The following is a 1,872-nucleotide window of genomic DNA, read 5'->3' as shown; positions in this document are numbered from 1 at the left end:
GATCTGCTGGGCCAGACGGTGGTCATCTATGTCAAGGGCCTGGACTACCTGTCCCCCAACGCCGCCGGGATGATGGTACATTGGAAACCATATTTCGCGCATTGTCCGCAGATGCGGATATGGAAAACCTGAGCTTGGACTCTACCTGTATCAAGGTTCACGAAAGTGCCAATGGAGGGGGAGAAAACGGCAGATAAGGCAGTTGGGCGAACCAGAGGTGGGCTAAATACAAAGCTGCACGCTATCGCTATTTTGTTGATTTAGCTCATCCTTCCCTATTTTTCAAACAGGCCCTATACTCCCGATGCTGAAGCCACCAACAAGGGCACCATTACTGTCGGCGGCGACTACGCCCCCAAGGCTGACACCACCAATGAAGGCATCATCAAGGTCAGCAACAACTACACCGCCCCCGCTGCGGACGCTAAGGATGCCGCTGTTACTGTCGGAGGCGAGGACGCGGCCAACCTGGCTGTTGAGGGCGCTGTGAAGGCCGACCTCGTTGTTGAGGACAAAGGTACTGCCACTGTCGGCGCTGTCACCGGCAGCGTGACCGCCAACGGCGGCACCGTCACCGCGGAATCCATCACCGGCGGCCTGACCATGGACGGCGGCAAGGTTACTATCCAGAAGGACTTTGAGGGCACGATTACCCTGGAGGAGCTGGACAGTGGCACAGCGGAGCTCAAGATTGAGGGCACTGTCAAGACTGAAGAGGCTATTGCCGTTCCCGAAGGCTACACCGTGACCCTTGGCAACGTGACCGCCGTTGCTGACGGCAAAAACACTGTGACCATCACTGTGGACGGCCATCTTGAGGCCAAGAGCATCAGCGGCGTGGACGAGACCAAGATCAACAGCGCCAATACCCTGAAGGTGACGGGCGACCTGACCACCGGGACTCTGGTGCTCGGCGAAGGTAAGAACGCAGAGGGCAAGACGGTAGCCGTTGCCGGCAAGGCCTTCACTGTTAGCGAAGGCAAGATGGTTATTGCGGGCGGCGACGTTAAGCCTGAGGAGCCCGAACTCAAGGTGGTTAAGAGCGAGGCTCTTGGAGCTCTCTGGAGTGCCATGGGCGAGGATAAGGCCGAGGATGCTCTCACAGGCGCTATGAATGACGTAAACGTAGTCTTTGCGGGCAAGACCATTACCGTAACTGGCACTGTGGGCTACATTGGCAACATGAACCGCTTTAACACGGCTAAGCCCGAAGAAAACAAGGGCCACTACCTTGCTATCGACGTAATTGCCCCCGTAGACGTCGCTGCCGCCGGTGGACGCCCGTGACCCGTTGACGCACTCCACGACCACGGCGGTAGGCTTGAATCCCAAGCTGATGAACTGGCTGGCCGCGCCGTTGCCTACGTAGGTGCCGGCTTTAAAGCAGGTGCGGTTCTGCTGGGTGGTCAGGGCGCTGTTCAGGGTGGTGAGGCGGCTGTCCACCGCGGAAAAGCGGCTGTCCACAGAGGCCTCGTCCGCCTTGGCGTTCACTTGGGCCTGGAGAACGGCGGTCTGGGTTTTGTCCGCCTTTTGCCCCAGTGCGGTGTCAATGCGCTTGAAGTCCTGGTTAAAATCCGTGCGCAGGAATTTGCCGCTGCCCGCCCGCTGGTGGAGCTGGTAGTCCGGTGTGTAAGCTGCCACTTTGCATTCCTCCTTCTGGGATTGGTGGAAACTGCCCCGATTGGGGACGGAAATGGGCAACTTTTGACAGAAATTGTTCCCTTCCGGGGGGCGGCCCTGCGCGGGGGCACCAGGGCCCTTTCGGGAAAGGGCCCTGGACCCAAAGGGCCAGAGGGGGGATGCTCCCCCCTCTGGCCTCCCCCAAAGCGTGGACGGGCGGCCTGTGAATTCATCGGACACGAAATAAAGTAG

Annotated in this window: 1 protein-coding gene; it reads left to right on the top strand. The window is 59.0% G+C overall.

Going from position 1 to position 1,872, the window contains the following annotated elements; genetic code table 11:
- Positions 1-486 precede the first annotated feature (486 nt).
- Positions 487-1,287 carry a hypothetical protein gene (locus tag D1159_RS18765; RefSeq protein ID WP_161847107.1) on the top strand — a complete coding sequence of 267 codons (801 nt, stop codon included), beginning with the start codon at positions 487-489 and terminating at the stop codon, positions 1,285-1,287.
- The last annotated feature ends 585 nt before the right edge of the window (positions 1,288-1,872 follow it).

The organism is Pseudoflavonifractor sp. 524-17 (assembly GCF_009935845.1).
Lineage (GTDB): Bacteria > Bacillota > Clostridia > Oscillospirales > Oscillospiraceae > Pseudoflavonifractor_A.
Note: the sequence above shows the minus strand (reverse complement) of the source record. Positions and strands in the feature narration are given on the sequence as shown.